Source organism: Gordonia sp. NPDC003429 (genome assembly GCF_053588575.1).
In genome coordinates this window covers 1-24349 of record NZ_JBSFQF010000025.1, presented here as the reverse complement: position 1 = coordinate 24349, position 24349 = coordinate 1, and the positions used below count along the sequence as shown (strand labels likewise).

The 24349-nt window shown below is 67.9% G+C and carries 23 protein-coding genes; 20 read left to right on the top strand and 3 right to left on the bottom strand.

All coding sequences use genetic code 11. The features are described from left to right. Positions 1-77: 77 nt before the first annotated feature. Entirely contained in the window at positions 78-887 is an 810-nt protein-coding gene (locus ACWDSI_RS19390; protein WP_449757528.1) for a tyrosine-protein phosphatase, read from the top strand. A 280-nt stretch (positions 888-1167) separates the two neighbouring features. Here ACWDSI_RS19390 and ACWDSI_RS19385 read toward each other — a convergent pair whose 3' ends face one another. Next, positions 1168-1497, bottom strand: coding sequence for a hypothetical protein (locus tag ACWDSI_RS19385; protein ID WP_449748120.1), 330 nt, complete (start codon positions 1495-1497; stop codon positions 1168-1170). A gap of 87 nt (positions 1498-1584) precedes the next feature. On the opposite strand from ACWDSI_RS19385, the gene ACWDSI_RS19380 reads away from it, so the two are divergent. The 3 genes from ACWDSI_RS19380 (at position 1585) to ACWDSI_RS19370 (ending at position 3306) form a co-directional block, all read left to right on the top strand. Continuing rightward, on the top strand, positions 1585-2241 hold the full coding sequence (locus ACWDSI_RS19380; RefSeq protein ID WP_449757527.1) for a DsbA family oxidoreductase: 657 nt from the start codon (positions 1585-1587) through the stop codon (positions 2239-2241). Then, positions 2234-2422 (top strand): hypothetical protein, encoded by a 189-nt coding sequence (locus ACWDSI_RS19375; RefSeq protein ID WP_449757526.1) that lies wholly within the window; start codon positions 2234-2236, stop codon positions 2420-2422. Before ACWDSI_RS19380 ends, ACWDSI_RS19375 begins: the two co-directional genes overlap by 8 nt. A 71-nt stretch (positions 2423-2493) precedes the next feature. Then, positions 2494-3306 carry a tyrosine-protein phosphatase gene (locus ACWDSI_RS19370; protein ID WP_449757525.1) on the top strand — a complete coding sequence of 271 codons (813 nt, stop codon included), beginning with the start codon at positions 2494-2496 and terminating at the stop codon, positions 3304-3306. A 19-nt stretch (positions 3307-3325) separates the two neighbouring features. Here ACWDSI_RS19370 and ACWDSI_RS19365 read toward each other — a convergent pair whose 3' ends face one another. Continuing rightward, complete coding sequence (locus ACWDSI_RS19365) at positions 3326-3811, bottom strand: PaaI family thioesterase (RefSeq protein WP_449748117.1); 486 nt, start codon at positions 3809-3811, stop codon at positions 3326-3328. A gap of 44 nt (positions 3812-3855) precedes the next feature. Between ACWDSI_RS19365 and ACWDSI_RS19360 the strand changes: the two genes are divergently transcribed. The 4 genes from ACWDSI_RS19360 (at position 3856) to ACWDSI_RS19345 (ending at position 7194) form a co-directional block, all read left to right on the top strand. Then, positions 3856-4470, top strand: coding sequence for a TetR/AcrR family transcriptional regulator (locus ACWDSI_RS19360; protein WP_449757524.1), 615 nt, complete (start codon positions 3856-3858; stop codon positions 4468-4470). An 86-nt stretch (positions 4471-4556) separates the two neighbouring features. Next, positions 4557-5519 carry an ATP-binding cassette domain-containing protein gene (locus tag ACWDSI_RS19355; protein ID WP_449757523.1) on the top strand — a complete coding sequence of 321 codons (963 nt, stop codon included), beginning with the start codon at positions 4557-4559 and terminating at the stop codon, positions 5517-5519. Beyond that, the gene (locus tag ACWDSI_RS19350) at positions 5519-6334 is read left to right on the top strand and encodes an ABC transporter permease (protein ID WP_449757522.1); all 816 of its coding nucleotides are present in this window, start codon (positions 5519-5521) and stop codon (positions 6332-6334) included. Before ACWDSI_RS19355 ends, ACWDSI_RS19350 begins: the two co-directional genes overlap by 1 nt. Beyond that, on the top strand, positions 6331-7194 hold the full coding sequence (locus ACWDSI_RS19345; protein WP_449757521.1) for an ABC transporter permease: 864 nt from the start codon (positions 6331-6333) through the stop codon (positions 7192-7194). Before ACWDSI_RS19350 ends, ACWDSI_RS19345 begins: the two co-directional genes overlap by 4 nt. A gap of 24 nt (positions 7195-7218) precedes the next feature. Here ACWDSI_RS19345 and ACWDSI_RS19340 read toward each other — a convergent pair whose 3' ends face one another. Next, entirely contained in the window at positions 7219-8694 is a 1476-nt protein-coding gene (locus ACWDSI_RS19340; protein ID WP_449757520.1) for a condensation domain-containing protein, read from the bottom strand. A gap of 105 nt (positions 8695-8799) precedes the next feature. Between ACWDSI_RS19340 and ACWDSI_RS19335 the strand changes: the two genes are divergently transcribed. The 12 genes from ACWDSI_RS19335 to ACWDSI_RS19280 all read left to right on the top strand — a co-directional run bounded on the left by ACWDSI_RS19335 (position 8800) and on the right by ACWDSI_RS19280 (position 24099). Beyond that, complete coding sequence (locus tag ACWDSI_RS19335) at positions 8800-12414, top strand: amino acid adenylation domain-containing protein (protein ID WP_449757519.1); 3615 nt, start codon at positions 8800-8802, stop codon at positions 12412-12414. Then, the gene (locus tag ACWDSI_RS19330) at positions 12411-14108 is read left to right on the top strand and encodes a (2,3-dihydroxybenzoyl)adenylate synthase (protein ID WP_449757518.1); all 1698 of its coding nucleotides are present in this window, start codon (positions 12411-12413) and stop codon (positions 14106-14108) included. Before ACWDSI_RS19335 ends, ACWDSI_RS19330 begins: the two co-directional genes overlap by 4 nt. Positions 14109-14113: 5 nt before the next feature. Then, the gene (locus tag ACWDSI_RS19325; protein WP_449757517.1) at positions 14114-15667 is read left to right on the top strand and encodes an AMP-binding protein; all 1554 of its coding nucleotides are present in this window, start codon (positions 14114-14116) and stop codon (positions 15665-15667) included. Continuing rightward, a complete protein-coding gene (locus ACWDSI_RS19320; protein ID WP_449757516.1) occupies positions 15664-15957 on the top strand; it encodes an acyl carrier protein in 294 nt (97 codons plus the stop codon). Before ACWDSI_RS19325 ends, ACWDSI_RS19320 begins: the two co-directional genes overlap by 4 nt. Beyond that, positions 15954-17111 carry an acyl-CoA dehydrogenase family protein gene (locus ACWDSI_RS19315; RefSeq protein WP_449757515.1) on the top strand — a complete coding sequence of 386 codons (1158 nt, stop codon included), beginning with the start codon at positions 15954-15956 and terminating at the stop codon, positions 17109-17111. Before ACWDSI_RS19320 ends, ACWDSI_RS19315 begins: the two co-directional genes overlap by 4 nt. Positions 17112-17126: 15 nt before the next feature. Then, positions 17127-18347, top strand: coding sequence for an acyl-CoA dehydrogenase family protein (locus tag ACWDSI_RS19310; protein ID WP_449757514.1), 1221 nt, complete (start codon positions 17127-17129; stop codon positions 18345-18347). Between the two features lie 4 nt (positions 18348-18351). Further along, complete coding sequence (locus ACWDSI_RS19305) at positions 18352-19353, top strand: alpha/beta fold hydrolase (RefSeq protein ID WP_449757513.1); 1002 nt, start codon at positions 18352-18354, stop codon at positions 19351-19353. Positions 19354-19358: 5 nt separating this feature from the next. Next, on the top strand, positions 19359-19610 hold the full coding sequence (locus ACWDSI_RS19300; protein WP_449757512.1) for an acyl carrier protein: 252 nt from the start codon (positions 19359-19361) through the stop codon (positions 19608-19610). A gap of 11 nt (positions 19611-19621) precedes the next feature. Further along, positions 19622-20827 carry an acyl-CoA dehydrogenase family protein gene (locus tag ACWDSI_RS19295; protein WP_449757511.1) on the top strand — a complete coding sequence of 402 codons (1206 nt, stop codon included), beginning with the start codon at positions 19622-19624 and terminating at the stop codon, positions 20825-20827. Further along, on the top strand, positions 20824-22104 hold the full coding sequence (locus ACWDSI_RS19290; protein WP_449757510.1) for a wax ester/triacylglycerol synthase domain-containing protein: 1281 nt from the start codon (positions 20824-20826) through the stop codon (positions 22102-22104). Before ACWDSI_RS19295 ends, ACWDSI_RS19290 begins: the two co-directional genes overlap by 4 nt. Positions 22105-22216: 112 nt before the next feature. After that, entirely contained in the window at positions 22217-23101 is an 885-nt protein-coding gene (locus tag ACWDSI_RS19285; protein ID WP_449757509.1) for a hypothetical protein, read from the top strand. Between the two features lie 17 nt (positions 23102-23118). Next, the gene (locus ACWDSI_RS19280) at positions 23119-24099 is read left to right on the top strand and encodes an ABC transporter substrate-binding protein (RefSeq protein WP_449757508.1); all 981 of its coding nucleotides are present in this window, start codon (positions 23119-23121) and stop codon (positions 24097-24099) included. Positions 24100-24349 lie beyond the last annotated feature (250 nt).

Genomic DNA, 24349 nt, shown 5'->3' with positions numbered 1-24349 from the left:
ACAATTATTGTCCTGAATGCCCGCACACGCCGCGGTTGTATCGCGGTGCCTCTCCCAGATCTGACACCATGGACCCCATGAGCGATCCGATCGCCGAGCACGTCAGCCTGCCCACGGTGAACAACCTGCGCGACCTCGGCGGCCACGCCACGACGGACGGGCGAGTGGTCCGGCGAGGCCAGGTGTTCCGGTCCGCGGCCCTGGACAAGATGTCCGACGACGACAGTCGGGCGCTGCTCGGGCTCGGTGTGCGCACCATCTATGACTTGCGATCAGCGGCGGAGGTCGAGGCGTCACCGGACCCGGCCGTCGCCGACGTCACCTCCGTTCATCTCGATGTGCTCGCCGACGCGGAGGCGATCTCGGTACCCGCCAACCTCGACAAGGTGCTCAGCGACCCGGAAATCGTGGCCGCGGCCAATCAGCGGCTCGCGGGCGGCGAGGGGGTCGCGGCGCTCATCGCCTCCTACCGGGAACTGGTGGAACTTCCGAGCGCGCGCACCTCGTACCGCGCCCTCTTCCGCGGCCTGCTCGCCGAGGCCGACGCAGGGCTGATCCATTGCACCGCGGGCAAAGACCGAACCGGTTGGGCCGCAGCGTCTTTCCTGACGCTGCTCGGTGTCGAACGTGATGCGGTCTACCACGATTACCTGCTGACCAACGACCTGTTCCTGCCGGCCATCGCGCCGGTCTTCGAAGGATTCGCCGCAGCCGGCGGCGACCCGGACCTCCTTCGGCCACTCCTCGGCGTCCAGGAGGCCTACCTCGACGCAGCCTTCGCCGCGGTCGCCGACGGATACGGCAGCGTCGACGGGTACTTCACCGAAGCATTGGGCATCTCGCCCGATGAGCAGCAGGCCCTGCGCGAGAAGTACCTCGACGTCTGAGGCGACGCTGTCGGGTGGTTTCGACAAGCTCAACCAGCGAAAACACGCGCTCAACCTGCCGTTGAGCGTGCCCAGATCGGCGTTGAGCGTGCCCAGAATCGCGTCGAGCGTGCCCAGAATCCCGTCGAGCGTGCCCAGATCCGCGTCGGGCGTGCCCAGATCCGCGTCGGGCGTGCCCAGATCCGCGTCGGGCGTGCCCAGATCCGCGTCGAGCGTGCCCGGATCCGCGTTGAGCGTGCCCGGATCCGCGTTGAGCGTGCCCGGGGTGGTTTCGACAAGCTCAACCAGCGGGCGGGCGGCTCAACCAGCGGGAGGTGGTGAGGTCCGTCCCCGTTGAGCGTGCCCAGATCCGCGTTGAGCGTGCCCGGATCCGCGTCGAGCGTGCCCAGATCCGCGTCGAGCGTGCCCGGGGTGGTTTCGACAAGCTCAACCAGCGAAAACACGCGCTCACCCTCCCGTTGAGCGTGCCCAGAATCCTGTCGAGCGTGCCCGGACCCGCGTCGAGCGTGCCCAGATTCCCGTCGAGCGTGCCCAGAATCCCGTTGAGCGTGCCCAGATTCCCGTTGAGCGTGCCCGGGGTGGTTTCGACAAGCTCAACCAGCGAAAACACGCGCTTACCCTCCCGTCGAGCGTGCCCACAACCGCTTCGAGCGTGCCCGGCGGAATCGTTTCCGACGCGAGGTTGTTGCATCGCAATGTGAGTGGTTCCATCAACGTCGACATCTGGTCCGATATCGCCTGCCCGTGGTGCTACATCGGGAAGCGCAAATTCGAGGACGGTCTGGCGCAATTCGACGGCGCCGACGATGTCAGCGTCACGTACCACAGCTTCGAGCTCGCACCCGACACCCCGGTCGACTTCGACGGCTCGGAGATCGACTTCCTCGCCGGACACAAAGGCATCGCCCCCGCGCAGGTGCAGCAGATGCTCGACCAGGTAACCGCCATCGCTGCCGATTCCGGACTCGACTACCGATTCGACGTCCTCCAGCACACCAAGACACTCAAGGCGCACGAGTTGCTGCACCACGCCAAAGCCGAAGGCCGCCAACTCGACATGGCCGAACGGCTCTTCCGCGCCTACTTCACCGAAGGACGTCACCTCGGACAGGTCGACGAGCTCGCGGACCTCGCCGCCGACATCGGCCTCGACCGCGATGCCACCCTCGCGGCACTCGAGTCGGGCGTCTACGCCGACGCGGTGGCCGCCGACATCGACCAGGCGCGTCGCTACGGCATCAACGGTGTCCCGTTCTTCGTCGTCGACGGACGATACGGAGTGTCGGGGGCGCAACCCCCCGAGGTCTTCACCGAGGCCTTGAGTCGCGCGGCATCGGAGCGGAGCGATGCCTGACCACGGCACCGCACCCGACGCCGCCGCAACACTCTCCGCCGCAACACTCTCCGCAGACGGCTCGCCGCAGGCCGCGTTCGCGATGATCGGCGGCACAGCCGAAATGGTGTGCTCCGACGGCGTGTGCGCGGTACCCGTCACCGACGAACCGGCGTCGGACTCACTCGAAGCAACCGAGTGATCTGTGCCCATCGGAGTTGATGATCGGGACCCGTGCCTCGGTTCATTCGCCATCTGGGCGACAATGGCGATATGACCGAAACACCTGGTGCACCGAGCCCGATCCGAACCCTGCCGAACCTGCGAGACCTCGGCGGGTACACCGGACTCGACGGCAAGGTCACCGCCCCCGGTGTGCTCTACCGTTCCACCGATTTCAGCTTCATGGCCACCGTCGACCTGGCCCCCTTCGAGAATCTCGGCATCCGCACGATCTACGACCTGCGTTCGGCCGTCGAACGACGCGCGCAGCCCGACCCCGACATCCCCGACGTCAGCGACATCCATCTCGACGTTCTCGCCGACGCCACCACCGCGATTCCGGGAAACCTTCAGCACGTCCTCTCCGACCCCAAGACGGTCGCGCTGGTGTCGAAGGAACTCGACGCCGACAAGGCCAAAGAACTGATCGCGGGCACCTACCGGCAACTCGTCACGCTGCCGAGCGCGGTGTCGTCGTACACGGGGTTCTATCAGGGTCTGCTCGGCGAGTACGCGGGACCGTCACTGTTCCACTGCACCACCGGCAAAGACCGCACCGGCTGGGCCGCCGCGTCGTTCCTGTCGCTGGTGGGGGTGTCCAAAGACGACGTCTACCACGACTACCTGCTCACCAACGACCGCCTGGTACCCGCGCTCAAACCGCTGTTCGACGAATTCGCCGAAGCCGGCGGCGATCCCGACGTGCTCAAGCCGGTCCTCGGTGTCGACGCCTCCTACCTCGACACCGCGTTCGCCGAGGTGGACGAGAAATTCGGCACCATCGAGGGCTACTTCGTCGACGGACTCGGCCTCGGCAAGGACGCGCTGCAAGCGTTGCGGGACAAGTATCTGGTCGCGGCCTGATCGCTGAAAGGTAAGCGGCTCAACGGAACACGATGCACGTGGTGGTTCCGTGCGCCACCAGCTTGCCGTCTGCCCCGAACACCTTGCCCTCGGCCGTCGCGGTACGCCCACCCACGTGGACCGTGCTGCCGACCCCGGTGAGATCCCCACCGTCGAGCGGTACCGAACGGATGTAGTTCACCTTGAGTTCCAGCGTGGTGTAGCCGACGCCGGCGGGCAGCATCGTATGCACCGCGCAGCCCATCACCGAGTCGAGAAGCGTGGCGCAGATGCCGCCGTGCACGGTGCCGAGCGGATTGGCGAAATCGGGCTTCGGCGTCACCACGAACTCCACCTCGCCGGGGTCGATACGCGATGCGCGCATCCCGAGCAGCCGGCCGATGCTCGGGTGATCGTCGTCGGTTTTCGCCTGCCACGCGCGCAACAATTCGAGTCCCGACAGTGAGCTCGGATCGGTGGACGGGGAGTTCCGCAAAATGTCGGTCATGACTATGTATGGTTGCATAGAACCACTCGATTATGAAGGTCTACATAGGAGATGTGTCGACGATGAAGGGCGAATCCGGCGGCGCGGATGGCCGGGAGTCCGAGAAGTCCGAATCGCGGGGGCCCCGTGAGCGGATGATCACGCACGCCGCCGACCTGATCGGCCGACGCGGTGTGGCCGGCACATCCATCGGCGACGTGATCGCCGCCAGCTCCGCGCCGCGAGGCTCTATCTACCACCACTTCCCGGGCGGCAAGACCCAGCTGATGACCGAGGCGGTTCGTCATGCGGGAGAACACATCTCCCGCAGGCTCAGCGATCGCACGACGGGCACACCCGCCGATACCGTCACCGCGATCGGCGATGTCTGGCGGCGCATGCTGCTGAGCAGCGACTACGAGTTCGGCTGCCCCGTCCTTGCCGGCGGACTCGCACGGCAATCCGAGCCGCAGGTGGCCGACGAGGCCGAGCAGGTCTTCGGCCACTGGCTGCGACTGATCGCCGCGCGCCTGGCCTACGAAGGCGTGGAGCCGCAGCAGGCCGACTCGCTCGCCTACCTCGTCATCGCATCCATCGAGGGTGCGGTCGGCTTGTGTCAGACCCAGCGCAGCGTCGAACCCCTCGACCGCGTGATCGCGCAGGTCGCCCGGATGTGCGACGACGCCGCAGGGGGTTGATCCGCGCCCGACTAGTTAGTCTAGGCTGACCTAAGAAACGTGCGGGTGCGGTGTTGCGCGCCCACCGTCGAACGAGGAGGCCATCGATGTCGTCGGATGTGGCGATCGAGATCTCGGAATTGGCCAAGGACTACGGCCAGGTACACGCCCTGCGCGGAATCTCTTTCGACGTCGGGCGCGGCGAGGTCCTCGGACTGCTCGGCCCCAACGGGAGCGGCAAGACCACCACCGTCACCCTGCTCTCCACCCTGCAACGACCCACCTCCGGCACCGCACGGATCTGTGGATGCGACGTCGTGTCGCAGGCGGCCCGGGTGCGAGAACTCATCTCGCTCACCGGCCAGTACGCCGCACTCGACGAGGCGCTGACCACCACCGAAAACCTTTCTGTCTTCGGCAAACTCACCGGTCTGCGTGGCCATCCGCTCAAGGCGCGGGTCGACGAACTACTCGAGATGTTCGATCTCGCGTCCGTGCGCACCCAGCGCGTCGGCACACTGTCGGGAGGCATGCGCCGACGCGTCGACATCGCCAGCGCACTGGTCACCCGGCCAGAGGTGCTGTTCCTCGACGAACCCACCACCGGACTCGACCCGCGCAGCCGAAATGCCGTGTGGGACACGGTGTCGACCCTGCGAGCCGAGGGCATCACGGTACTGCTCACCACCCAGTACCTTGAAGAGGCCGACCGGCTCGCCGACCGCATCGTGATGCTCGACGACGGCCGGGTGGTGGCCTCCGGCACACCCGGCGACCTCAAACAACAGGCGGGAGCGGCGGTCTGCGAGGTCACCCTCGCCGACCGCGACGACACGTCTCGCGTCCTGGCCGTGCTCGACGGCCTCGAGGTGATGGAATCACCCGAGTCGGCACGCTCCACCGCCGCGAGTCAGGCGCATCCGCGCATCGTGGTCCGCGCCCCCGAGGGTATGGCCACCGTCGCCGATGTCATTGCCCGACTGCAGGTGTCACACGTTGACGTCGTCGACGTCGGGCTGCGGCAACCGTCTCTGGACGAGGTGTTCCTGCAATTGACGGAGAGTCGCTGATGGCCACCGCACTCGATGCCGACGCCGCCAGAACCCGTGCGGGCAGTGCCACCCGCACATCGGTCGGACTCGTCGCGGCCACCGCGACCCTCTCGGCGCAGAAGATCAAGGCGGCGGTGCGCTCCGGCGACGCCGTCCTCGCCTTCCTCAGTCCCGTGGTCTTCTTCGTCTGCTTCTACGTGCCGTTGCACCGCCGCTTCGAGCTGACCGGCGGCGACTACGCACAATTCCTCACCCCCATCATCCTGCTGCAGGCATGCCTGTTCACCGCCATCACGGCCACCGAAACCGCGGGCAAAGACGCCCGTGCGGGCGTGCGTGAACGCCTTGCGTCGCTGCCGATCCCGCGGATCGCACCCACCTTGGGCCGGATGACGTGGGTGATCGTGCGACTGATTCTCGCGCTCGCCGGTGGCCTCGCGATCGGTTCGGCACTGGGCTTCGGGTTCCACGGTTCGGCCGCGCACACCCTGCTGTTCTTCGTGCTGGTGATCGCCTTCGGCCTGGCACTGAGCATGTTCACCGACGCACTCGGGACAGTTGCGCGCAACTCGGTGGGAATCGCGAGTGTGCTGATGATCCCACAACTCATCCTGGTGATGGCCTCCACCGGACTCGTTCCGGCAGAAGGCTTTCCGGAATGGATACAGCCATTCGTCCGCAATCAACCGCTCTCGGTGTACGCCGACGCGCTGCGCGGGCTCGCCGCACCCGGCAATCCGGATCTCACCGCGGTGCTGCTGTGGACGGCCGGGCTGCTGGTGGCGGGATGGCTGGTCATCGTGCAGACCGGCAGGGCGCAGGTGAACCGTTGAGCCACACCACCAACCATCACACCGCCAACCATCACACCGCCGACCAGCGCAGCGCCGACGCCACGTCGGCCGCATGGCCACGCCGCCGGTCGGTGTCGCTGCCGAGACAGGCCGCGGTGCACAGCGGCGCGTTGCTACGCACCTGGGCCCGCGATCCGGGCATCGTGGTGCAGTCGGTGGCCTTCCCCGCGTTCATGCTGCTGATGTTCCAACTGGTGCTGGGCAAGACGGTCACCGCGATGGGTGGCGGCGACAGCGTCTACGGCAACACCGGACTCGTCGCCCTCGTCGGAGCCATGTTCGGCACCCTGGCCACCGCGATCACCCTGATCCACGAACGCGATTCGGGCCTGCTCGCACGGCTGTGGACACTGCCGGTACCGCGATCGGGGTTTCTCGCCGGGCGACTCCTCGCCGAGGGGCTGCGCACCGGAATGGCGACGGTGATCCTGTTCCTGGTGGCGGTGCCGCTGGGCTTCCGCTTCGAACAGGGCGTTGCCGCAGGTATCGGCGCGATCCTGGTGCCCATCGTGTTCGCGATCGGGTTCGCGGTGCCGGTACTGGCGCTGGCCACGGTCTCCTCCGGGCAGGCCGCCATTCAGCAACTCGGTGGCCTGTTCCTGCTGATGTTGTTCTTCAACACCGGATTTGCGCCGGTCTCCGAGTATCCGGGGTGGCTGCAACCGGTGGTGCGCTACCAGCCGATGAGTCCGGCAATCGACACCATGCGCGGCCTCACCGAGGGCGGCGCGGTAGCCGTGCCGCTGGCGTGGACACTGGTCTGGACGGCAGGACTCATCGTCGTGTTCGGGCCGCTCGCGGTGCGCGGCTACCGGCGGGCCGTGCAGACCAGCCGGTAGCCACACCCACACCGAGCCCCGGCGTCAGGCCGGGGATAGAGCCAGCGTCACTGACGAGATCAGCTCCCCCAGCGGCACATTCAGCGACGTCGGCATCCGCGCGATGAGCGCCAGCGCCACGTCGGCGGCGGCCTGCGCGGTGGCGTCGTTAACCACGTCGGGCCGGTGATCGAGTTCGAGGTGCAGTGCGTCGTCGGCGTCGAACTCGAAGGCGTACGCCAGCGGGTAGTTCGCCACCCCGGTGAACACCGACCGGCAGCTCACGCCGAGACCGTCGGGAATCGCCACCCCGCGGTGCGGCGCGTCGCGCACCGACGCCATGACCTGGGCGACCGGAAAGCGCCCGCCGGCACCGCGAAGCGCGGTCAGGATGGTGCCGTAGTCGACGGCGGCGAACTCCATCGACGCGAAGATCCTCGCCGCCGAATCGCGCAGCGCGTCGCGTACGGGGGCGTCCGGATCGAACCGGAACCGTTTGGGAATGATGTTGCCGCTGTAGCCAACCCGATCGGGGGTGTGCGCCGGATGGCGATTGTCGGCGGGCACCACCAGCACATGGTTGGCGGCGCCGGTCACCGCGTACACGCTCAGCGCGCAGACCGTCAGCAGCAGCGTGTTGATGGTGGCCCCCACCTCCGGCGCGACGGATGCCAGCGCGGCGACGTCGGCGGGATCCACCGGCACGCTGCGGCGAGAACCGGCACCGTCGTCCATCGGAGCGAGCCAACTGTCGGCGGGGGAGTCGGTGGGCAACTCGCCCGACAGCGGATAGCGCACATCGTCGGCGGCCCACGTGTCGAGCGCATGCCGCAGGGCCGCCGCCACATCGGGTTGTGCAGCAGACGGTGCGGATACCCGCATGTCCCGATCCGTCGGCCACGATCCGTGCAACAGGGCGGTGATCAGGGTCGGCCACGACGTGGCGTCGACCGCGAGATGATGCACCACCAACACCACCGACGTACCGCCGTCTGTGCGCGCGTAGACGCGGGCACGCAGCGGCGGTTGTGCGGTCAGGTCGAACGGAGATCGGGTGAGTGTCTGTGCGTCGCGGTCGATCTCGGCCCGGGTCCACGCTTCGGGCCGCCCGGTTCCGGCGACCACCGACTTCGACGGCAAAGTGCCCCAGTCCCAAGTGATCTCGGGGGTCGACCAGCCTCCTACGACATTGGTGGGCACCCGCCGCGGCGTGCCGTCGGCGTCGTCGATCACCGACCGCAACACGTCGCAGTGGTCGATCAACACTTCGGTGGCGGCCACCATCTCCCGGGTCGACCGGCCGCCGTCGATGTCGAAGGCGAGGCCGATGTTATGCGACACCGACGCCGGATCGAGCCGGTAGATCTTCCACATTCGTGCCTCGCCCGGTTGGAATCCGGGTTGCGCGGGCAATGCTGCCGCAGCGGTCTGGTCGGCGGCGCCGGCGTCTGCGGTGCCCAACCCCGACCGGAGTAGGCGTCGGCGCATCAGTTCGTGGCGTGCCTCGTTGAATTTGCTCACCCCCCTACACTACGGGGGATTGATTAGGCTAACCTCACTTGGAGTGCCGATCGGCACGATGCCGTCCAGCAGTCACGTGTCACCGATCCATCGCCGGAGGGATGAATGACCAGCGCCACGCAGATCGCAGACGACGAGATCCGTCGTCTTCTCGCCGACCACATCGCCGACGACATCGACGAGGTGACCGACGGCGACGACCTGATCGAGTTCGGACTCAACTCGATGGGCATGATCCGCATCGCCTCCCAGCTGCGCGAACGCGGATACGACGTCAACTTCGCCGCGCTCGCCACCGACCCGACCGTCGCCGCCTGGAAGGCGCTACTGTCGCGGCGCGCCCCGCGGGTCGCGACGGGCGCCGAGATCACCTCCGCTGCCCGCATCCCGGGTGTCACCGGCGACGACGAGTCGTTCGAGCTGGCCACCATGCAGCACGCCTACTGGGTGGGTCGCCGGGACGAGCAGTCGATGGGCGGCGTCGCCGCTCACCTCTACGCCGAATTCGACGGCGCCGATCTCGACCCCGAACACCTCCGGACCGCCGTCCACGACCTCGTCAACCGTCACCAGATGCTGCGTGCGCGTTTCGGGGAGAACGGCAGGCAGGTGGTGGCCGACGAACCCTCGCCCGCCGTCTTCTCGGTGCACGACCTTCGTGATCACACGCCGGAAGATGTTGCCGCAGAGCTGGACCGGCTCCGTCACGTCAAGTCACATCAACTCCTTGACGTCGCCGCCGGGCACGTATTCGACGTCGCCCTCACCCGTCTCCCCGACGGCCGCGGGCGCTTGCACGTCGACGTCGACATGCTGGCCGCCGACGCCATGAGCTACCGCACCCTGATGGCCGATCTCGCCGCCTTCTACACCGGCCGCGGCGATTCGCTCGCACCGATCGGCTACCAGTATCGCGACTACCTGGCGCAGAAGCGTGAGGTCAACGCCGCAGAACGCGAAGCCGAACAGGCTTGGTGGCGCGAACATCTCGACGAACTGCCCGACCCTCCGCAGCTACCGCTGGTGCCCGAGGCGCAGCGCGCCGACCCGCACCTCACCACGCGACGCAACTACCACGTGACGCCCACTCAGAAGGCCAACCTGATGCGCGCCGCCCACCGGCGCGGCGTGACACCCGCGGTGGTGCTGGCCGCGGTGTTCGCCGACGTCGTCGGCCGGTGGTCCACCGCACAGCGCTTTCTGCTCAACCTGCCGCTGTTCAATCGTGAACCGTTCCACCCCGACGTGTCGAACCTGGTGGGGGACTTCAGTAGTTCGGTGATGGTCACCGTCGACACCACCACGCCCGGCTCGTTCCTCGACTTCGTGAAGTCCCTGCAGGGCAGTTTGCATGCGAGCGCGATGCATTCGGCGTATCCGGGTCTCGACGTGATCCGTGACCTCGGTCGCTATCGCGGTGAGGCGGTCCTCGCCCCCGTGGTCTACACCAGCGGACTCGACCTCGGTGAACTGTTCGCACCCGAGGTGCTCGACACCTTCGGCGATCCGGTGTGGATCGTGTCGCAGGGCCCGCAGGTGGCGCTCGACGCCCAGGTGGTCGAACTGCGCGGCGGGCTGCTCGTCAACTGGGACGTGCGCGAGCACGCCTTCCTCCCCGGGGTGATCGACGCGATGTTCGCACGCTACAGCGCGATCCTCGACCGGCTGCTCGCCGACGACGCCGACTGGGACGCGCCGCTCGACCATGAATTCCCGAACCATGAATCCCTGGATCACGAATCCCCGGATCACGAACCCGGGGCCACGCAATTCGATCGGCGCCGCGCCGACAACTTCCGGCCCGCCGCGCGGTCACGGAAACTGTTGCACCAAAGGTTCTTCGAGGTGGCGGCGCACACGCCCACGTCGGTGGCGACTGTGCATCTCGACCGCGACGGGGCGATCCGCGAACGCAGCTACGGCGAACTCGCCGACTGCGCGCTGCGGGTGGCCGCCGCGCTGCGCGCCGCCGGGGTCACGCCCGGCGACACGGTGTCGATCCAGGTGCCCAAGGGTCCCGATCAGCTCACCGCGGTGCTCGGTGTGCTGGCCGCCGGTGCCGCCTACCTCCCGGTCGGGATGGATCAGCCGGCTGCGCGTCGCGCGGAGATGGAACGCACCGCGGAAATCGCCGCGGCGATCGTCGGCGACGCCGGGACGCGCGAGTCCGGGTCGGTGCCGGTGCTGCCGATCGCGCAGGCCGCGGCCCACGACGTCGATTCTGTTCCGCCGCATGCGGGTTCCGACGATGCGATTGCCTACATTCTGTTCACCTCCGGGTCGACGGGTACGCCCAAGGGTGTGTCGGTGTCGCACGGCGCGGTGATGAACACCCTCGAACGGTGCCGTGATGCGTTCGGTGTCACCGCCTCCGACCGCTCGATCGCCTTGTCGGCGCTCGAATTCGACCTCTCCATCGAAGACACCTTCGGGCTGTTTGACGTCGGCGGTTCGGTGGTCACCATCGACGAGGCCACCCGCCGCGACGGGCAGCGCATCGCAGCGCTCATCAATACGTTCGGTGTCACCCAGCTCTATTGTGTCCCCGGCATTCTCGACATGATCCTCGCGGCCGCGCAGGGCACCGACAGCCTGCGCACGGTGCGCACGGTGGTGGTGGGCGGCGACCGGGTGGGCGTCGATCTGCCGCGCCGCGCGTTCACTCTGTGCGCCGACGACGTCGTGTTCGCCGGGCTCGGCGGCTGCACCGAGACGTCGATCCACCACACCCTCTGTGTGGTGCCCCGCGACATCCTCGACGGCGACATCCCGGGTTGGGCCAACGTCCCGTTCGGTCGTCCGCTGCCCGGGGTGGGCTGCCGGGTGGTGGCCGCCGACAGCGGGCTGGACTGCCCGAACTGGGTGGCCGGCGAACTCTGGGTCGCCGGAGCAGGATTGGCGGAGGGCTACCTCGGCGACCCGGTGCGCACCGCGGAACGATTCGTCGATTACGACGGGCACCGTTGGTACCGCACCGGCGATCTGGTGCGCTACCGCGACGACGGCGAGATCGAATTCCTCGGCCGCATCGACAACCAGGTGAAACTGCGCGGCTACCGCATCGAACCGGGCGAGGTGGAGGCGGCGCTGCGCGGCGTGGACGGCATCGCCGACGCGGTGGTGGTGATCAACACCCGCCGCGGTGCCGCGCGCCTGTGCGCACTCGTGGTTCCCGCTGCGAATGCTGAGCGAGGTACGAGCGAGGGTATCGAGGCCCTCGCCGAGCGCGCTCGCGACGCGCTGACCCGCACCCTGCCGAGCTACATGGTGCCCGAACTCGTCGAGTTCGCCGATGCGATCCCGCTGACCGGCAACGGCAAGATCGACCACGCCGCGATCCTCGCTCTCACCGAGAGGCGTTACGCCGCCGATGATTATGTGGCGCCACGAAGTCCGCTCGAACGCGCGCTGGCCCTCATCCTCGGCGACGTGCTGGAGGTGCAGCGTGTGGGCATCGACGACGACTTCTTCCGCATCGGCGGCGACTCGGTGCGCGGCACCCTGGCGGTGGCACGCGTCATGGAGGGCCTCGACACGCGGGAGGTGTCGGTGGGGGATCTGTTCCTGGGCCGAACCGTCCGTGGCCTGGCCGACCGGATGATCGCGCGGTCCTCCGACACCACGCGCCTCGATGCGGTGGCACAGATCTACTGCGAGATCGCCGACATGACCGACGAGCAGGTGGCCGAAATGGTCTCCGCAGAACAGGGGCAGGCATGACCCACCCGACCGACACCGCAACCGTCACCCCGACCATCCGCGAGAAGGTTCCCAACTGGCCCGACACCTACGCGCAGCGTTACCGCGACCTCGGGTTGTGGGAGGGCACGACCTTCAGTGCCGCACTCGACGCGTGGGCCGACCGTTTCGGTGCGTCGACCGCCGTGGTCGACGGTGACCAGCGAATCACCTATCGGCAGTTGGCTGATCGGGCCACCGAGGTTGCCCACGGGCTGCGCGCGCTGGGCGTGCGCACCGGCGATGCCGTGCTGCTGCAGCTTCCCAACACCTCCGAGTTCATCGTCACGTGGTTCGCGCTGCAGCGTCTCGGCGCGGTACCCGTGCACACCCAGCCCGGTCACCGTCACACCGAGATCGGCCACCTGGCCCGCGCCACGGGGGCGGTGACATACGTGACCACCGACGTGTTCAACCGATTCGATCACCGCGACCTGGCACGCCAGATCGCCGAATCCGCACCGTCGCTGCGTGCGGTGGTGATCGTCGGCGACCTCGGCGAACACGCCGCCGACCCCCGGTTCCACTCCTACACCGCACTTTTCGGTCACGGCACCGAAACGATCGACGACAGCGTCGCGTCGTCGGACATCGCACTGCTGCTGCTCTCCGGCGGCACCACCGGCATGCCGAAACTCATCGGCCGCACCCACGACGACTACCAATACAATTCGCGGGCGGCCGGCGAACGCAGCCGCCTCGACGCGACCAGCGTGTACCTTGCGGTGCTGCCGATCGCGTTCAACTACACCTGGAACTGCCCGGGTATCCTCGCCACCCTGCGCGTGGGCGGCACGGTGGTGCTGGCCCCCAACGCCGATCCGTCGGTGTGCTTCGACCTGATCGAACGCGAAGGCGTCACCATGACGGCCATCAACCCGCAACTGGTGCCGCTGTGGCTGGAAGAACGCGCACGCACCACGGCCGACCTGAGTTCGCTCCGCATCATCGAGATCGGTTCGGCCCGGCTCTCCGACCACGAGGCGCGACGCATCGTCGACGAGTTCGACGCCACCCTGCAACAGATCCTCGGCATGTCCGAAGGACTCTTCTGCGCAACACATCTCGACGACACTGCGGACCTGCTGTGCACTACCCAGGGCGTCCCGGTGTCGGAGTACGACGAGATCCGTGTCGTGGACGCCGACGGCAACGAGGTACCCAACGGTGAGGTGGGCGAACTCACCGTGCGCGGCGCGTACACGCTGCGCGGCTACTTCGACGCACCCGAACACAATGCGAAGTCCTTTACCCCCGATGGGTTCTACTGCACCGGCGACCTGGTGCGACGCCTCGACAGCGGCCACCTCATCGTGTCCGGACGCATCAAGGACCAGATCAACCGCGGCGGCGAGAAGATCGCGGCCACCGAGGTGGAGGGTGTGCTTCTGATGCACCCCGACATCCGGTCGGTGGCACTTGTCGGTGCGCCCGACCCGGTGCTCGGTGAGCGGACCGTCGCCTTCGTCGTCGTCGAGCCGGATGCCGAAAAGCCGCCGACACGACGGACTCTCGCCCGGTTCCTCGGCGATGCGGGGCTGGCCGCCTACAAGTCGCCCGACGTGGTCCGCATCATCGACGAGATGCCGCTCACCCCGCTGGGCAAGATGGACAAGAATGCGTTGCGCCCGCTGCTGGAGGCGGCCACGGCCGGTGCGCCCGCCGGACGGGTCTGATCGGTATGGAGACCCTGTCCGCCCCGGAAACCACGACCCCCGGCACCGGAGACGGCACCCTCGCGCATATCCTGCGCGAGGCCGCCGCCGCACACGGCGAACGCTGCGCGATCGCATCGGAGACGGGTGATCTCACCTACCGGCAACTCGACGAGCGGGCACGTCACCTCGCCGAGGCCCTGCGTGAGGCCGGCGTCGACGACACCGGCGCGGTGGCGGTGTACCTGCCGCGGTCGGCCGACGCCATCATCGCCATTCACGCGGTCACCGCCGCCGGCGCGGTGGTGGCGCCCCTCGACGTCGTCGACCCGTCCACTCGCACTAAGGAACTGGTGCGCCAGGCCGCGCTGACCCACGCCGTCATCGCCGTCGAGAGCGTCAACTCCGGCCCGTTCGAGGACGCGCAGATCCGCACGCTCGACGAGCGCCTCGCGCTGGCCACCTTCGCATCGACGGGGCCGAGTCCCTGGGTCGCCGACCACGGCCGGGCACGTGAACCCGGCGGGTATCTGCTGTTCACCTCGGGCAGCACCGGCACCCCCAAGGGTGTACTGCTGGCCGGTGGTGCGGTCGCCCATTTCGTCCGCTGGGCCGCCGCCCGTCTCGACCTCGGTGTCGGCGACCGGGTGGCCGCACAGGCGGCACTGACCTTCGACCTGAGCACCTTCGACATCTTCGCCACCGCCCTGAGCGGTGCCACCGCGGTACTGATGCCGGAGTGGCTCAAGGCATTTCCCGCCGACGCGCTCGACTGGCTGACCGACAACGAGATCACCGTCCTCTATGCGGTACCCACGCTGCTGCGCGGACTGGTCGCCGCCATGACCGCTGCCGGGCGCACCGTGCCGTCGCTGCGTGCCGTGGCATTCGCCGGTGAACCGTATCCGCCCGGCGCACTGCAGGATCTGCTGCACACGCTCGACCACACAGCGGTGCACAACTGGTACGGACCCACCGAAACCAACGTGTGCACCGGTGCCGACATGCGAGCGTGGCGACCGGACCAGCCGGTGCCGGTGGGCACCGCCATCGACGGCGTGTCGACGTGCCTCGTCGACGGCGAACTGGTGGTGGCCGGACCCACCCTGCTCACCGGTTACGTGATCGACGGCGCGCTCGTCGACCCCACGATGCAGGTGAGGTTCCCCGACGGAATCCGCCGCCGCGCCTACCGCACCGGCGACCGCGCCCGCATCGACGACGCCGGCCGGCTGATCCTCGGGGGCCGGGTGGACGACCAGATCAAACGGCACGGCTACCGCATCGACCTCGCCGGCATCGAGACCATCGCCGTCACCGCCGCCGGACTACTCGGCGCCGCCGCGGTGACCACCGGCGGCGACAACCGCATCACGCTGTTCGTCGACGCCGGAGCGCCGGCGAACTCGCCGGCCGCAGCCGCAGCGGTGAGCACCGTCGACGCGGCCCTGCGTGAACGACTTCCGGTGGCCGCGCAACCCGACGACATCCGCTCCTACTCACCACTTCCCATCAACCGCCGCGGCAAGGTCGACCGCACCAAGCTCGCCGAGATCGCCGCAGACGAGGAGAATCGATGATGACCCCCACCAATTCGCAACTGACCGAGCCGATCTCGGTGGACGAGGTGTGCGGGATCGTCGCCGCCGCCATTTCCCGGCGCCACGGCCGCGCCGAGATCGTCGAACCGGAGACCGAAGTGCTGCTGACCGGCATGCTCGACTCGCTCACCCTGGTGACCATCGTGGGCGACCTCGAATCGCGGGTGGGCCGCAAGCTGCCCGAAAACCTGGTGGTGGCACGCAATTTCCGTACACCGACCACCCTGCACACCGCCGTGAGTGCCGCGCTCGCCGAGGATCAGCGGTGACCGCAACCATCACCGCTGATCCGACGGCGATCGCCGAGCGGGTCGCCGCAGAACTCGCCGAGCAGGTTTCCCGTATCGCCGGCGCCGACTATCGCGACGCGTGGCGCATCCTGGTGGCGTCGCCGACAGTTGCCGGCGCGCTGACGGACTCGTTGTCGGGTACGCGTGGCGGCGGCCGGGTGACCAATGCCGTGGCGGTGGTCGAGGGTATCGGCCGCGCCGGGGTGCCCGCCGGGCTGTGCTACGCATTCGCCTCGCAGCTGTTCGGCATCCAGTGGCCGCTGAGCCTGGTCGCCCGGCGCCCGCTCGACGAGTACGCCGATCGCCTCGTCGACGGCACGCTGGTGCTGTGTCATGCGCTCACCGAGGACACCGGTGGATCGGATCCGCTGTCCATGCGCACCTCGGCCACCCGCGTCGACGACGGATCGTGGCGGTTGCAGGGACGCAAGGCATACGTCACGGCGGCCCCGGTGGCCGACCTGGTACTCACCTTCGCGCGGACCGACGCGGCCCGTCATCCCTTCGCACTGAGTTCGCTGCTGGTGCCCGCCTCCCGCGCCGGGATCACCCGGTCGGAGCCCTTCGCCAAGACCGCGCTGACCGAAGTGCCCATGGGTGCAGTCGATTTCGACGATGTCCACATCTCCGACGACGACTTCGTCGCCGATGAGGGATCGGGTCTGGCCTTCCTGGCGGCGACCACCACCTGGGAACGGGCGCTGCTGATGAGCTACGCGGTGGGCATCATGGCGCGCACGGTCTCGCGGGTCAGCTCCTGGCTCACCGAACGCGAGCAGTTCGGTCACCGGCTCGGTTCGAGTCCGCTCGTCGCCTCGCACGTCGCCGACCTCGCGATCCTGGCGCACCGGGTACGCACCCTGGTGTACGACATGGCCCGACGCATCGACGACGAAAACACCACGCTCAGTTCGCTGTCCACCGAGGCCGCCGCGGTCAAGATCTCCTGCGCCCAGGATCTGCTCGCGTTCGAGACCACCGCGGCACCACTGTTCGGTGCGCGTGCCGTGGTGGCCGATTCGGGCTACGCCGTCGACGCGTCGGGTGCGGTGGCCGCCTCGATCTACGCGGGTACCAACGATCTGCTGCGCATCATGATCGCGCGCGATCTCGGCCTGCCCGTCGAAAACTGAGAGCCGAGAATTGACATGACAACGTTCACCCTCTCGCCCCGCGACACCGCGCTCGGCCTGGTCGACGACATCGCCGCCGACCTCGAGGCCCTCGCCGACCCGATCGACCGGGGTGAGGTCGCCCCCGACCGCGCCTATGCGCTCATCCGGGAGTCGGGCCTGCTCGGCGCGATGATCCCCGTCGAATCCGGTGGTATCGGACTGGATTTCGCCGGTTACACCGAGGTGCTGGCGAAGCTCGGCGCCGCCAACGGGGCCATCGCGCTGGGCTACAACATGCACAATGTTGCGATCGGCTCCCTCTTCGAGGCCGACCCGGATGCGTTGGGGGACAGGGGCACCCAGTTTCGGGACTGGGTGATCGAGGAGGTGATCGGTCGCGGCGCGATGTTCGCGTCCGCCGCGTCCGAACCCGGCAACGGGGCGCGGTTGCGTGGCCTGAGCACCACCTACCGCGTCGAGCCCGAGCATGGCGAGTCCGGCTACTACGTGCTCGACGGCCGCAAATCCTTTGTGTCACTGTCGGGGGTCGCCGACCACTACGTGGTGACCGCACGACCGGCCCGCCCCGACAACGATTTCGCTGCCGACGACGACTTCGAGGTCTCGCACTTCGTGGTGAGCGCCGGCGATCCCGGCGTGTCGTTCGGAGCCGAATGGAACGGTGCGGCACTGGCCGGCACCTCGACCGCGCAGATGCGGCTCGACGCGACGACGATTCCCCGCAACCGCCTGTTTCTCGGCGTCGAGGGGATGTCGCTGTTCAAGGCTGTCCGCGAACCGCATTGGATGGCCGCCGGCTACCTGGGTGCCTATCTGGGACTGGCCACCTCCATCGTCGACTTCGTCACCGGACGTGTCGGGGCCGACCCGAAACGACGCGACGATCCCGACACGGTCACCGCCCTCGGCCAGATGACCGTGGACCTGCAGGCCACGAGGGCCATGACGCTGACGGCCGCGCGGGCGGTGACCGAGCAGCGCTCGCAGACGTCGGCGAACGCCCTGATCTACGCCGCCAAGTTTCACCTCGGGACCACTGCGCAATCGCTCGCGGCGCGGGCTGTGCAGGTGACCGGTTCGGCCGCGATGGCCGCCGATGCGCCGATGCAGCGGCTGCTGCGGGAGGTGCAGTTCTGCTCGATCATGCCCGCGAAGCCGGCCGACTGCCTGTCGTTCGTGGGACGGGCTCAGTTGGGTGCCAACATGTTCGACGTCACCGCGCAGAGGTGGTGATCGGATGCCGACGCTCGCCCACACCCGCGGAAGTCTGGAATACATCCGCTACGACGGCCACCCGGACCGGCCCGCCGTCGTCTTCCTGCACGAGGGACTCGGGTCGGCGGGACAGTGGGGTCGGCTGCCCGCACTGCTGCATCAGCGGTCGCAGCTCACCACCATCGCCTATTCGCGACACGGATACGGTGGGTCGTCGGGCGACGGTCCCGGCAACGCACGGTACCTGCACGACGAGGCGACAAGCGTGCTCCCCGACGTGCTCGCCTCGCTCGGGGTCACCCGCCCGATTCTGGTGGGCCACAGCGACGGCGCCACCATCGCCGCGCTCTACGCCGCGCGATTCGACGCCGCCGCAGCGGTCCTCATCGCACCACACGTGATCGTGGAGGATGCGACTCTCGCCGGGATACGCCGCACCGCAGGCACTTTCGCCGACAAGGTGCGACCCTCGCTGGCGATGTTCCACGACGACCCCGACGAGGTGTTCGCGCGCTGGTCGGGCGTGTGGCTCTCCGACGAGTTCGCCGACTTCGACGTCACCGCCGACATCGCACGGATCAGAACGCCGTTGCTGGTGCTGCAGGGCGACGGCGACGCCTACGCCTCCCCGGCGCAACTCGAGCGCATCGAGCGCGCGGCCACGGCGCCGGTCGAGACGCGGCTACTGGCCGGCCGCGGCCACCACCCCCACCTCGAGAACCCGGACGAGATCTGCACCGCGATACTCGATTTCGTCTCACATTCGCTGGTTGAGCCCGCTCCGCCGGTGAGCCCCCCTCGCCGGTTGAGCCCGCGTCGCTGGTTGAGCCCCATCCGCTGGTTGAGCTTGTCGAAACCACCCCCTCGCCGGTCGAGCCCGGTCCGCTGGTTGAGCTTGTCGAAACCACCCCCGCGCTGGTTGAGCTTGTCGAAACCACCCCCTCGCCGGTCGAGCCCCCCTCGCTGGTTGAGCCCCATCCGCTGGTTGAGCTTGTCGAAACCACCCACCCACCCGAAGGAGTAACCCCCATGTCCGACACCGTGCACGACGCCCTGCAATCCATCCTCGCCGAGGATCTCGACCTCGACGTCGCCGACGTCGACGAGGATTCGCGACTCATCGACGACCTCGGACTCGATTCGGTGGCCATCGCCATCGGTGTGGTCGCGATCGAGGAGCGGCTCGGTGTCAAACTCACCGAACGCGAGATCTTCGAATCCTCCACCGTCGCCGACCTCGAGCAGTGCATCCGCGCGAAGCTCACGAGCGTGAGCACCTAGGCCGGGCCCCGATGTCAACGACGACCGAAGCCCTCGCGGACCCAACGACGACGAGCCCCACCACTCCGACGTACACCGACCTCCTCGACGACGTCTTCGGCGAGCGGGTGATCGCATGGACCGAACAGGCCGAACGTGACCTGCGTTTCCCGCGGCCGCTGCTCGAATACGTCGGCGACGCCGGGGTTTTCGCCCGCAAATGGGATCACCGCACCACCACCGACCTGGCCGACCATTTCGCACTCGGCCGCCACCTGGGGTCGCTGGGTTCGGCGGCGATCGGCGTCGGGGTGAGTCTGCACGACTCGGCGATCGCGATTCTGCGCCGCTTCGGCCGCACCGACCGGCTGCGCGACCTCGCCGAACGGGCGATCACCGCCGACGCGGTGCTGTGCATCGGTGCCTCCGAGGAATCCGGTGGCTCCGACCTGCAGAACGCGCAGACCACCATCACCGCCGAGAACGACGGCTACCGCATCGTCGGCCACAAGAAGTTCGTCTCCCTCTCACCGATCGCCGACCACATGCTCGTCGTGTGCCGCGACGTCGGCGACACGACCGGCACCGACGAGTCGCACGGCAACGTGGCGTTGGCGGCTGTTCCGGTGTCGCAGGTCGAGGTGGGCACCCCGTACCGCAAACTCGGTGCGGGACCGCTCGATACCGCGCCGGTCACCATCGACACGTGGATTCCCGCCGACGCCCTCGTCGCCCGGCCCGGAACCGGCCTGGCCGTGATCAGCTGGGGGCTTGCGCACGAACGGCTCTCGGTGGCCGCGCAGATCGCGGCCGCCGGCGAGGTGATGATCGGGGTGACCCTCGCGCGGATGCTCGATCGCACCCAGTTCGGCAAACGTCTCTACGACCATCAAGCACTGCGCCTGCGGCTCGCCGACCTGCAGGCACGCATCGACGTGCTGCGGTATTCGCTCGACGGTGTCGCCGCGCACGGCCGGATCAACCTCCGGACCGCCGCAGCGCTGAAGGCCACCGCAGCCAATCTCGGCGAGGAGGTGGCCTCGGAATGCCTGCACATCTTCGGCGGCATCGGCTATCTCGAAACCGAGACACCCATCGGACGCTGGTGGCGCGACATGAAACTCGCCCGCGTGGGCGGCGGCACCGACGAGGTGCTGTGGGAACTCGTCGCCGCGGCGATGAAACCCGACAACGAACGCTACGAGAAGATCTGCTCGGGTACGGAGGAACAGTCATGACCGCAACACCCAGCCTGAGTCCGGTGGAACTCGCGCCGCCCGACCACACCTACCTGCACATGGACACCCGCAGCAGACCCATGCAGTGGGCCATGCTCCTCGAGGTGGCCGACACCGGCACACCGCTCACCCTCGACGACGTTCGTGCGCGGGTCGCCCAGCGCGCCGCCCGGCATGACATCTTCCGCATGGGAATCGCCCAGGGGCGTTGGCGCCCACCGCACGTGGTGGTGTCATCGACGATCGATCCGGTCCGTCAGGTCGGTGTCGCGCAGTACACCGACAGCGCGGATATGCACGGTCAGATCGCCGCGGAACTCGAAACCCATCTGCGGCGACCGGATCCGTTCTGGCACATCACGCTTTACAGCCCACGCACGGAGCGTGGGGGATCCCAGTTCGTGCTCTTGCGGGTGCACCACAGCATCTCCGACGGCATCGCGGGGGCGGCCTTCGCCGCCCTGCTCGCCGACGGCTCCGACGAGGAACTCGCCGAGTTCGACCGCTTCGCCGACAGTCCGCGCTTCCACGTCGCCGAGGTCGACGCCGACGACCTCGGTCCGGCCAAGGAGGCGTTCGAGGGACAGTGGGCCGCGGCCCAGGACGCCCGGGGCTGGCCCGCGCTCACCCGATCCGGTCGCCGCGAGGTGGGCCTGCACAGTGTGGCCACCCGCGACCTGCGACGCCTGGCACGACGCCATCAGGCGTCGGTGCACGAGTTCCTGATCGCGGCGATCGGCACCGCCATCAGCAGCGCACCGCCGCTGGGGATTGGCGACGACGCGCGACTGGCCCGGGTCACCCTTCCGGTCACCCTCGACGCCGACTACCGGCACACCGGCAACGCGGTCTCGGTGTCGTTGCTGAACCTGCCGATCGACCAATCCGACCTCGACGCGCAGATCGCGCACAGCAGAAGCGAATTGGGGCTGATCGACAAGTCTCGTCCCGAGTTGGCACTGGCCGCCACCGACAACGCGCCCCGACTCCCGTGGCCGCTGCAGCGTGCCGCGGTCAACGCGTCGATGAAGAAGATGAGCCCCGATCTGCACATCGGCGTCAATCCCGGATTCTCGCGGGTCCGGTCGGTGCTGGGTGCGCCGATCGAACGTCTCACCGCGCTCTCGCCGCTGGCCGGCTACTCGTTCTCGGTGACGTCGCTGGTGCTGGGTACCCGCACCACCTTCGGTGTGGTCACCGACAAGCAGGCGCTGCCCGGATACGCCGACACCTTTGTCGCCGCCCTCGACAAGGTCCTCGCCGGGGCGGCGGACTGAGCGGCGCCGGGAATGCTCGACTTAGGGTTCCCTATCCTGACGTGATACGGTCGGGGAAATTTCCGATTCGGGTCACGTGACCAATTCTGGCCCGGGTCTGTCGGGTGATGAAATGACGATCGGTGGAGTGATGCAGGAGACGGCATACCAGGAGGGCGCCTACGCCCCGGGCACCCAGGATTACGGCACGGACCCCAATGCCGAGCCCTATTCCTATCCGGCCGAGGAACCGACCGAGGCGCCCAAGCCCAAGGCGGGGATCAACGTCCCGACGGTGCTGGCGTCGGCGGGCATCGCCGCGGTGATCTCCGCACTGATCGTGACCATCGGCGTCGTCGGATTGGTGGTTGCCGATCGCGATAGGACGGCTTCCACGGCCGCAACCCCCACCGTGATGAATCTCGGTGCGGCACAAAATGTTCCGAATCAGCAGCAGGCGACGCCGGGTGCTGCGGCACAACCGAACGCCCCTGCCGCCGCGGCACCGGGCACTCAGGCGCCGGCCGCCGAGCAGGTGCCCGAGAGCGGTGGCGGCGGTGACAGCGGTCCGGTGCAGACGCAGCCGCAGGCCCAGCAACCGCAGGCGGCGCCGCAGCAGAACACCGGTGCGACAACCCAGAACGCGGCCCCGGCCGCCGCCGCACCGGCAGCGCTGACCCCCGGACAGCTCAACACCAAGCTCAATCTCGTGATGAACCCCGGTGCGTCGCGTGCGGCGCGCGCCGACGAACTGGTCAGCGGTGAACGCGCGCTGAGGCAGATCGATCTGGTGGCCCAGGCGAAGGCGAGCTACGGCAACGTCGGCTTCAGCTACACCGTGGTCAACCCGGTTCAGGTCAATGGAACCACCATGACCGCTCCCCTGAAGATGTCGATCGTCGGCCGCGGCTCCAAGACCATGCAGCTCACCTGGAACTGGACCGGCAGCAAGTGGAAGCTCTCGGACAAGAGTGTGTGCGACGTGGCCGGTCTCGTGCTGCTGCCATGCAGCCTGTGAGCGGGGGACGTCACTCGATGCATGCGAAACGCCATGTGGCGGCTGTGGTCGGCGCCCTGCTGCTGGTCACTGCGCTCGTCGCCGGGTGCGGCGGATCGTCGGACGACTCCAACGCCGGTGCGGTGCAACTGAATCTGCCCGACGGGCGGTCGGTGACCATTCCCGACACTCCCAAGCGGATCATCACCCTCGGTGACCAGTGGACGGACATCGCGCTCGCGTTCGGCGTCACCCCGGTCGGCTACTACGACTACACGAAGAGCTCCACCGGCAAGTTGCAGCCCTGGTACGACGACAAACTCGACGACTCCACCTTCCTCGATCCCACGAAGGGCACGGATGTGGGTGCGGTGGCCAAACTCGATCCGGACCTGATCTTTGCGCCCGGGTTCGCTTCCGACGATCCGCTGTTCCAGAAGATCTCCAAGCTCGCGCCCACCGTCGGCTCGATCAGCGGCCAGGAGGTGGACCCGTGGGAAGACATGGTGACCGTGATGGGAACCGTGCTCCATCAGCCCGACAAGGCCAAGCAGATCATCGACAAGACCAACTCGTCGGTTGCCGCGGTGGCTGCCGAATACCCCTCGCTGAAGGGCAAGACCTACAGCCTCGCGTTCATGTATGGCGCCGATCAGCTTTCGGTGTTCGGCGACCAGAACGACGGCGCGGCCAAGCTGTTCACCGACCTCGGCATGGTGATCGCCCCGGCGCTCGCGGCGCAGTACCGCAAGACGGGTCAGCCTCGTTTCGGCCTGTCCACCGAGAACATTCCGATGCTCGACTCGGATCTGCTGGTGGTGGCCACCACGAACGACCGCGACACCGAACGGCTCAAAGGCCTTGCCGGATACAAGAATCTGAAGTCGGTGAAGACCGGGGCGGTGGCCTTCTTGACGCAGGCGCAGATCACCGGACTCAACACACCGTCGCCGAACTCGATCGTCTCCACCCTCGACCTGCTCAAGCCGGCACTCGCCAAGGCGGCCGCTGCGTCCTGACGCGCGGATCGAAAGTAGGGGAAGGACATCCTTTCCCCACTTTCGTGCCGGTCCCCTAGGTACAAGTGGGGGAGGAGACCGAAACTAGGGGAGGGTTATTCTTCCCCTATTTTCGTGCCGGTCCCCTGGGCGCGACTGGGGGGAGGTAACCGAAACTAGTGTCGCGTTTCGTTAGTTGGTTTTCGGTTGAGCTTTCTTGAGAATCTCCTCGACCGGTTTCGTCCACACGAAGGGGTGTTTGCGGTCGTTC

Excerpts from the sequence above, each read along its gene's own strand:
- ACWDSI_RS19300 (WP_449757512.1), top strand. The coding sequence starts at position 19,359 with ATGTCCGACACCGTGCACGACGCCCTGCAATCCATCCTCGCCGAGGAT.
- ACWDSI_RS19320 (WP_449757516.1), top strand. The coding sequence starts at position 15,664 with ATGATGACCCCCACCAATTCGCAACTGACCGAGCCGATCTCGGTGGAC.
- ACWDSI_RS19330 (WP_449757518.1), top strand. The coding sequence starts at position 12,411 with ATGACCCACCCGACCGACACCGCAACCGTCACCCCGACCATCCGCGAG.
- ACWDSI_RS19365 (WP_449748117.1), bottom strand. The coding sequence starts at position 3,811 with ATGCAACCATACATAGTCATGACCGACATTTTGCGGAACTCCCCGTCC.
- ACWDSI_RS19310 (WP_449757514.1), top strand. The coding sequence starts at position 17,127 with ATGACAACGTTCACCCTCTCGCCCCGCGACACCGCGCTCGGCCTGGTC.
- ACWDSI_RS19390 (WP_449757528.1), top strand. The coding sequence starts at position 78 with ATGAGCGATCCGATCGCCGAGCACGTCAGCCTGCCCACGGTGAACAAC.
- ACWDSI_RS19355 (WP_449757523.1), top strand. The coding sequence starts at position 4,557 with ATGTCGTCGGATGTGGCGATCGAGATCTCGGAATTGGCCAAGGACTAC.
- ACWDSI_RS19350 (WP_449757522.1), top strand. The coding sequence starts at position 5,519 with ATGGCCACCGCACTCGATGCCGACGCCGCCAGAACCCGTGCGGGCAGT.
- ACWDSI_RS19375 (WP_449757526.1), top strand. The coding sequence starts at position 2,234 with ATGCCTGACCACGGCACCGCACCCGACGCCGCCGCAACACTCTCCGCC.
- ACWDSI_RS19305 (WP_449757513.1), top strand. The coding sequence starts at position 18,352 with ATGCCGACGCTCGCCCACACCCGCGGAAGTCTGGAATACATCCGCTAC.
- ACWDSI_RS19360 (WP_449757524.1), top strand. The coding sequence starts at position 3,856 with ATGAAGGGCGAATCCGGCGGCGCGGATGGCCGGGAGTCCGAGAAGTCC.
- ACWDSI_RS19370 (WP_449757525.1), top strand. The coding sequence starts at position 2,494 with ATGACCGAAACACCTGGTGCACCGAGCCCGATCCGAACCCTGCCGAAC.
- ACWDSI_RS19280 (WP_449757508.1), top strand. The coding sequence starts at position 23,119 with ATGCATGCGAAACGCCATGTGGCGGCTGTGGTCGGCGCCCTGCTGCTG.
- ACWDSI_RS19285 (WP_449757509.1), top strand. The coding sequence starts at position 22,217 with ATGACGATCGGTGGAGTGATGCAGGAGACGGCATACCAGGAGGGCGCC.
- ACWDSI_RS19295 (WP_449757511.1), top strand. The coding sequence starts at position 19,622 with ATGTCAACGACGACCGAAGCCCTCGCGGACCCAACGACGACGAGCCCC.
- ACWDSI_RS19325 (WP_449757517.1), top strand. The coding sequence starts at position 14,114 with ATGGAGACCCTGTCCGCCCCGGAAACCACGACCCCCGGCACCGGAGAC.
- ACWDSI_RS19335 (WP_449757519.1), top strand. The coding sequence starts at position 8,800 with ATGACCAGCGCCACGCAGATCGCAGACGACGAGATCCGTCGTCTTCTC.
- ACWDSI_RS19290 (WP_449757510.1), top strand. The coding sequence starts at position 20,824 with ATGACCGCAACACCCAGCCTGAGTCCGGTGGAACTCGCGCCGCCCGAC.